The sequence below is a fragment of the Mesobacillus sp. genome (genome assembly GCF_049588175.1).
GTDB lineage: Bacteria > Bacillota > Bacilli > Bacillales > Cytobacillaceae > Mesobacillus.
Genome location: NZ_JBAVFI010000747.1, coordinates 1 through 6,606, shown reverse-complemented (window position 1 = coordinate 6,606; position 6,606 = coordinate 1). Strand labels below are relative to the sequence as shown.

Sequence of the window (6,606 nt, the reverse complement as noted above, 5' to 3'; positions counted from 1 at the left end):
ATTTTATCGAAAAAATTTTTTTCATTACGTTGAATTTCATTTTTAAGTTATGAAGATATTATTCAGTTTGCGAAATTTGCATCGTACATAGGGAGTAACGAAAAGAATCCCCCAAGATACCAGCGCCGCCTTCCACTCCAATCAATAGGCTTTAAAACAACATTAACCATTAACAGACCCAAATAAAAAAAGGCGAGAATTAAGCCCGCCTTTTACAATGATCTTATGCAATTTTTGCCGGCAGCAAAATTTTAAAGGTTGTTCCTTTATTTTGCTCGCTTTCGATATAAACCTTACCATTATGACTTTCAATAATCTTGAAACTGACCATGAGACCAAGTCCGTTTCCATTTTTCTTCGTTGTATAGAATGGCTCACCAATCTTTTTAAGGGTATCTGGCGGGATCCCCACACCTGTATCCTTGATTGAGATAAGCACATTCTCATCCTGGATTTCTGTCGTAACCCTTAAATCTCCGCCATCAGGCATCGCTTCAATACCATTTTTAATAAAGTTGAGGAATACTTGCTTAAGTCGATTTTCATCGCACTCGATTTGAACGATATCCTCATCTGCATCGAACTCAAGTTTGACGTTTCTCTTTCTTGCTTCAAACTTGAGCATCGAAACGACATTCTGCACAATCGGGATGATATTTTTTTCCTCAAGCTCAACAGCTTTAGGTTTAGCTAATACCATGAATTCCTCAACAATATTATTGACTCTGTCAATTTCATCAAGAATGATTTCAAGGAACTCCTGGCGCTGCGGATCTAGTTCATCCATTTGCAGGAACTCCGCGTACCCCTTCATCGAAGTCAGGGGATTCCTTATTTCATGTGCCACACCTGCTGCCAGCTGGCCCACTGCTGCCAATTTATCCTGTCGATGCAACATTTCTTCTGACTTTTTCTTCTCAGTAATATCATTCCTGATGGCAAGGTACTGATAAGGTTTGCCATTTTCATTCAGGAAGGGAACAATCGTTGTATCCACCCAATAAAATGAGCCATCCTTGGCCCTGTTGCGGATTTCACCCTTCCAAACCTGGCCGGAACCAATCGTTTTCCATAAGTTTTTAAAAAATTCTTTAGAATGCAAGCCGGAGTTTAGAAGACTATGATCGCGGCCGATCAGCTCTTCCCTGCTGTATTTAGAAATCTCACAGAACTTTTCATTAACACTCTTGATAATTCCTTTTTCATCGGTAAATGCGACTATGGACGATTGGTCCAATGCGAAATTAATATCGCTGACCTCTTTAAGGGTTTCCTTTAGACTCGCTTCTGCCTTCTTCCTTTGCGTGATGTCTGATCGAATAGATACGTATTGATAGGGCCTGCCCTTACTGTTCAGGAAAGGAACGATTGTAGTGTGTACCCAATAAATCGAACCATCCTTAGTTCGATTACGAATTTCACCCTTCCATACTTGGCCAGAACCAATTGTCCTCCACATCTCCTTGAAGAATTCTTTTGAGTGAAGCCCAGAGTTCAATATGGAATGATTCTCTCCTAGCAATTCGGCTTCACTGTATTTAGAAATCTCGATAAATTTCTCGTTAACATATGTTATATTCCCTTTCGGATCGGTGATTGCTACAATCGCTGAAGCATTCAAAGCATCTGTAATGTCCTTCAAATTGGTGTCAGTAACCGCCAGCCTTTTGCTAATCAAGGCACTTGAACCTATCAAACCAGCGAGAATCAAAACTGAAACAAACACGATAATATAACTGATTAATGATTCAGGAATGTCCGACTGTTCAACAGTCCCATTCCTGTTATATATAGAAGAAGCTCTTGAAAGTAGGAAATGACCTTCGACAATCGCAGCTGTTACTACTAGAGCACTTAAAGGCTTTATCCAGCCATGGTTGCCTTGTGTAAAGCTTTTGGAGAAAAATAGCATCCAGAAACAAAAATAAAAGGAAGCGAAAACCATCCCCAGCGCAATAATTAATATGACTGGATCGTAAAAGAAATTCAACTTCATTGAAAACATTCCAAGCATGTGTACAGCCAGGACAGCCAGCATCATGAAAAAGCTGCCAGTAAATAAGTTAGACTTTCTCACCGTTTTTCCGGAAAGCGTATAAAAGGCCATTGCGGTAAAGGAAATGCCCAGGATAATGGAAAAGATTGTGATTGGAATTTGGTATGAAGCAGAACTATTTAGATTAACAGCAAGCATCCCAAAAAAATTCATTACCCATATTCCTATACCAAGGGAAAAAGTCCCGCCCAAAAAAAGAAACCGTTTATTCCGGTCAGAGGATTTTATAAGACTGAATAAATCTAGGGCTGTATACGAAGACATTACCGTCAATGTTATGGCAACAAGCAACAAAATTGGATTAAAGGATAATTCAGGATTATCCATTCAGGCATCATTCCCTAATTAGAGTTTTCATATCGATTGTAAGTTAAAATGCCATAGATTAAAAGGGGGTATAGAATAATTTGTAATAAGTTTGTCACTTTTAGATATTGACAATAAAATTAGTTGTTTCATTCAGACTTCCCTATTCTCTTCAATTCTTAAACCTTCATATATCACTACCCTTATGATAAAAACAGGAACAAACACCTATTTTTAAAATTTTCTAAAAAAAGTCTACACAAATTCTTTTTTTGTGTTTATACTGTACTATAACAGGTTATATAAAAATTAAATTGTACTATAAAAGGAGGAGAAGCAAATTATGATGAGTCCAGTTGAGTTTTTTCGTAATTTACCCAAGAAGGTTTGTCCCGAGTGCGGAGAAGGAATGCATGAACAAGCAGAATCTTATTTAATGGAATGTGATCGCTGTCTTTCTAAAAAAGAGGAGTAGTATCAGCCTTAAAAAGGTTGGAATACCCACCTTTACGGATGTGAATCTTTATTTTTCTGATTTTTAAGCAAAGGCACCTTTAGAGTAGGTGCCTTTTTTGCGGAAATTTTAAGACTTCTCGCAACAGTTTATGTATAATTTATCCATACATATTAAGGAGCTTGAGCAATGGATTATGAACTTTTAGTCGATCGTATTATGCAAGTCTACCCCGAATTGAAAATCGTTAAGTACGAAAAAAATAATTTCGGTCAAAATAATGACGTACTTATAATTAATGACCAACTTGTTTTCCGCTTTCCTAAATATGATGATGGCATTAAAAATCTTGAAAGAGAACTATCTCTATTAAAAATATTAAAAGGAAAAATTAATGTTGCTATTCCCTCTCCAATATACACTTCCCTAGATAACAAGCAAGCTGGTAAGGTATTTGCGGGGTACAGGATGCTGGAAGGGAAACCTATGTGGAAAAGGGATCTGGAAGGTGTGCCTCCACAAGGATTAAAAAAATTGGCATCCCAGCTAGTTTCCTTCTTAATCACTCTGCATTCAATATCTATCGCTACTTTACATCCTGTTATAGAACAAGATGAAAAAAATCCTCTTAGCGAAATAAAAATCCTGTTAGCAAGAATTCAAAATAAAGTATTTCCGTATATGAGTAAGTCGTCCATGGAAACTGTTTCCTTTGCGTTTGAGTCATTCTTTGAAAAAGAATTGTCAAGGGAATCTAAGACCACCCTTATTCATGGGGATTTTGGAGCTTCCAACATATTATGGAATGTTGAAAACTCTAAGATAACTGGGATTATTGACTTTGGAGCGTCTCGACTTGGTGATCCAGCCTATGATTTCGCAGGTCTTTTATCTAGTTATAGTGAAGAATTCTTCGACCAGTGTATCCGCTTATATCCTGGAGGAGAGGAAATTAAAGAAAGAGTGATGTTTTATAAAAGCACATTTGCATTACAAGAAGCCTTGCATGGAATTGAAAATAATGATGGGCAAGCTTTTGTAAATGGCATCAAGGCATATCTTTAAGTAAAGCTCCATATGTACTATATTTCAACAATTAAGATCAAGAAATTTGAATTTCTATATACTGCCTTTTTAAATTTAAAGCTGTTATGGTCCTATATTACTTTTTTTGATCTTCCCGATGTTAATTGATTGGCCATTCAGTCAAAAAAAAGAAGCTCCAACTCGGAGCTTCTTTTTAACATCTTAGGAGACCCAACCATCATCAGCCCAAAACACTTTGGTACTATTGAGTTGTAAGATCCTCATTACTATAGCCGATGTGTGTTTGTTCCGCATTAAAGGTGTCTTTTCATAAAAAGGTATGCCCTGATTTTATGAAGACCCTTTACAAACACATTTTTCGGTTTAATCACCGAGAGACTCATTATTCCTGTTCCTGATATTTTATAGGCTGCTTTAACCTACGGAAATATTGCAAGAATCCCTTACAGCCAACAATCGAGGATTCAGACTGTTTGCTTGTAAGATTCCACTAATGCTGCTTAAGGTTTTTATTCATCTTTCATTAACGGGTTTAAATTATTTTGATATAAGTCTATCTCCAAAAACGGTTAATAAAGAACAAGTCTTTGTTTACACGTTTTCTTTTGGTTAAAAGCTTCTTTTCAGCGTACCTAAACTGAATAAGCTGAAGTTCTGCTTTTACCCATCTGATCAAGACCTTCTGAAAGAATGAATATTAACCTAGTGACATACATTGATAAAGAAATCTTACAAGAGAGATTTTGTTATTCCCGCTAAAGGTAAAACGCTTACAAAAAATCCTGAAGGAATAAACCTTATCCTCGTTCACAACGGAACGAACACCTTGGTTGAGCCTCCTAAGATGTTAAGCAACTTCTTTTTACACTTTTATTATACCACCCGATACTCATCATAAAACCTGTTACTTATGTCAAATTGGTGTCAAATTTCAAGTTAACTCTCGTTGGATTTAATAAGTATAACCCTTTCTTCTAATACAAAACATATCTGTATCAGGGGGTGAACTTTTATGACATCTAACAAAGACGAGAATGTCCTGAATGGAAAAGATGTGCTGAAATCTACTTACACACCTAACCAAAGATTTGTACCCGGAGGCTCAGTAGATGAGCATCGGGATATAGAGGCAGGAAACATTTTACTTACTGGTGATGAAATAAAGCAGCAAAATGAAAATTTATAACGATGAAATGAGGTAATTAAAAGTGGATATGATTGATCCCAAGGATTTACAAAATGGTGATGAGGTATATGTTATTTATAGGAACCCACATGTTCCAACAGTTTCAAACATAAAGGCAGCTGAAATTGTTCCGCACCCAAAGGATGCAAATTCCCTTGCTCTTTTTTTAAACGAAACCTTTCATGTCATAGAAGATGATGACGCACTTTTCACCTCACACGAAGCGGCAGAAAAAGCTTATCAAGACGCATCAGATCCCTTTTATCAATAAAGCAGGCTGCATTCTCTCTCTTCAGCTTTGTGCTGGGGATTTTTTTATTAGGCTATTTTCGAATGATTGTAGCTTTTACAGTCAGTTGATGGATTCAACTTCAGGCAATCCAAGCTATAAGCAATCTAGTGTGAAGCAACCAAAGTATTCCTGAAAAGAGTCTTTTTATATTAAGGCCCATCCGTTAAAAGTCCATGTTTTATTTGTGGGATTGCGGGTAAACGAATATTGTAAGCCATCTTAAAGAGGAGGAATTGATGATGAAGATTTTATCTGCATCATCTAAACTCATTTTTGGCTCTGAACTCGAAGGAGGATTTGTCTATCTAAAGAAAGGCTTCCTTACCCCCAACAAAGTAATTAGACGCGGAAAGCTTTAAATCGACAAATTCTCTTTCTCTCCTTATGGAACGAAAAGCACACCCGTGGAGGTGTGCTTTTCTAGTATTAAAAATTTTTGATTATGTTATTTAACAGATACTAATGAATTATTTTTCCCGTGTCTGTCTTTCTATTATAAATCTGATCTTTTCCCAGGTCAAGCTGATTATTTGTTTGATTACCAGTGCTGGAAGTATAACCAACGCGATAGACAAAATCTTTTTTCTGTTTTAGTTTAGCTCTTCTGGCATTTTGTATTGATCTCCATTTGATTGGAATTCGCCTTTATGTGACATATGCTTCACTCACTTCAAGTTTGGCATTTGTTTCTTATTGATACCCTCTTCTCGTTAAAGGTTCTTCGGTTCCAGATTTTCGTTCAATCTTTCCGCCGATTTCACCCTCAGTGTAACTATCACTTGCCTGTTCATGAGTTACTGCAAGTCCATTGGAAAGCTCATCATTTCGTTTGTAGTCAGAAGTATCGTAATTGCGGCCTGCAAGGTCAGTATTCTTGCTTTCTCCCATTTCCATCAAACTCCCTCCTTTCCTGAATAATGGTTATTTTTTGATATCAAAGTCAAAATCATACTTTTAAAATTACATAACATCTGATAAATCCACTCCATTTTTCCTCAAATGCTAATATATTTTTCGTGAAATGACATAAAATGGAATTGTATTTACGGTTTCTATGACCTGTAAAAAAAAAGGAAGAAAAACAGTCCGCCCCTATTTTTACTCATAATCAAACTAAAACCCCTTCATAAATGAAGGGGTTTTAGTTTTATCTACTGCAAATTTGTACTTGCATTTTTTTATGATACTTTAGAAGCCAGACTGTCAAAAGTACACCTATTAATGTGAGGAGAGCGAAAAACAAATAAACCACATATATATTATAT

The 6,606-nt window shown here is 36.4% G+C and carries 6 protein-coding genes; 4 read left to right on the top strand and 2 right to left on the bottom strand.

What is annotated here, in order from left to right:
• Positions 1-223 precede the first annotated feature (223 nt).
• A complete protein-coding gene (locus WB217_RS18160) occupies positions 224-2,383 on the bottom strand; it encodes a PAS domain S-box protein (protein WP_423994705.1) in 2,160 nt (719 codons plus the stop codon).
• A 319-nt stretch (positions 2,384-2,702) separates the two neighbouring features.
• Between WB217_RS18160 and yhfH the strand changes: the two genes are divergently transcribed.
• The 4 genes from yhfH to WB217_RS18140 all read left to right on the top strand — a co-directional run bounded on the left by yhfH (position 2,703) and on the right by WB217_RS18140 (position 5,320).
• Positions 2,703-2,837, top strand: coding sequence for a protein YhfH (gene yhfH / locus WB217_RS18155; protein WP_079509337.1), 135 nt, complete (start codon positions 2,703-2,705; stop codon positions 2,835-2,837).
• A 168-nt stretch (positions 2,838-3,005) separates the two neighbouring features.
• Positions 3,006-3,881 (top strand): phosphotransferase family protein, encoded by an 876-nt coding sequence (locus tag WB217_RS18150; RefSeq protein ID WP_423994703.1) that lies wholly within the window; start codon positions 3,006-3,008, stop codon positions 3,879-3,881.
• A gap of 994 nt (positions 3,882-4,875) precedes the next feature.
• Positions 4,876-5,049, top strand: coding sequence for a hypothetical protein (locus WB217_RS18145; protein ID WP_423994702.1), 174 nt, complete (start codon positions 4,876-4,878; stop codon positions 5,047-5,049).
• A 28-nt stretch (positions 5,050-5,077) separates the two neighbouring features.
• Complete coding sequence (locus WB217_RS18140; RefSeq protein WP_423994706.1) at positions 5,078-5,320, top strand: transcriptional regulator SplA domain-containing protein; 243 nt, start codon at positions 5,078-5,080, stop codon at positions 5,318-5,320.
• A gap of 711 nt (positions 5,321-6,031) precedes the next feature.
• Here WB217_RS18140 and WB217_RS18135 read toward each other — a convergent pair.
• Positions 6,032-6,235: a YozQ family protein gene (locus WB217_RS18135; RefSeq protein WP_423994701.1), complete on the bottom strand. Its 204-nt coding sequence runs from the start codon at positions 6,233-6,235 to the stop codon at positions 6,032-6,034.
• Positions 6,236-6,606: the final 371 nt, after the last annotated feature.